The 1,016-nt window shown below is 34.4% G+C and carries 2 protein-coding genes; both read left to right on the forward strand.

The genetic code is table 11. The annotated features are described in order from the left end of the window. The first annotated feature begins 185 nt into the window (after positions 1–185). A complete protein-coding gene (locus FGM02_RS17830; RefSeq protein WP_208021550.1) occupies positions 186–557 on the forward strand; it encodes an ISAon1 family transposase N-terminal region protein in 372 nt (123 codons plus the stop codon). Between the two features lie 43 nt (positions 558–600). Further along, the coding region (locus FGM02_RS18150; protein WP_449401688.1) for a transposase at positions 601–1,016 on the forward strand (416 nt) is incomplete at its 3' end.

The following is a 1,016-nucleotide window of genomic DNA, read 5'->3' on the forward strand; positions in this document are numbered from 1 at the left end:
ATTGAAGCTATAAAAAGGATGCCACTGCAATCCCTAACGCGTCTTGAGTCTTGAGTCTTGAGTCTTGAGTCTTATAAATTAAAAAAAGTTTCCTTGCTACCTTCTACCTAGGATCAGGTGCAAAAGTTGGGTCTTAATTTAGAATATTGTTAATTTGTATGATTATTTTCATTCAACTATTGCAAATGGACAACTCCCTTATTTCCTTATTTTTACCCGATGGTATCTTAGATTATTTTGACATCACAGACTACGAAAGGACTGACAGTCATCTAAAAACATATGACAAACGGTTGACTATCTTCCTAACAGAAAAGAAGGTTATTCCAAAACAATATAAAGAATTAACTTATAAAGCCAGTGGTTTTATGGAACCACGTTTGATTGAAGACTATCCGATACGAAACATGCTCGTTTCTTTGAGTATCAAACGCCGAAGATGGGATGTTACTGTTGATAATCAAGTAATGAAAATAAGTCGAGATTGGAATACAATTATCTCACAGGGAACTCGAATAAGCACAGAGTTTGCTGCTTTTTTAAAAGAACTTAATTGATAGCAATGCAATAAGTGTAAGAAGCTTAGAAGTCTTTTTTGGAATCAACGGAAAGAATTTTCAGAGACAGTATAAAGAACGACTGAGTGATTTTAAGGATTGGAAACAAAAAGACCACGCAACAGACTACCTTATCTATCCTGAAAATATTGGACCTAATCTTTCTTTGGACGAGACTGCTTTGTCTAATGGAGAACTCTATACCATCCTTACAAACAAAGCTAAAAAAGGAAAGAAAAGAAGTATTGTTGCAATGATTAAAGGTACAGGAGCTACTAATATAATTCATCTTCTTAGGACTAATATTTCTCTAAAGCAAAGAAATAAAGTTCAAGAAGTGACCTTAGACATGGCAGGATCTATGAATGAAATAGCACGTACCTGTTTTAGAAAGGCAACAAGAGTAACTGATCGATTTCATGTTCAGAAATTGGCGCTATCAGCTGTGCAAGATATTAG

Origin of the sequence: Flavicella sediminum (genome assembly GCF_006381105.1) — a bacterium.
In the GTDB taxonomy this organism is placed as follows: Bacteria; Bacteroidota; Bacteroidia; order Flavobacteriales; family Flavobacteriaceae; genus Flavicella; species Flavicella sediminum.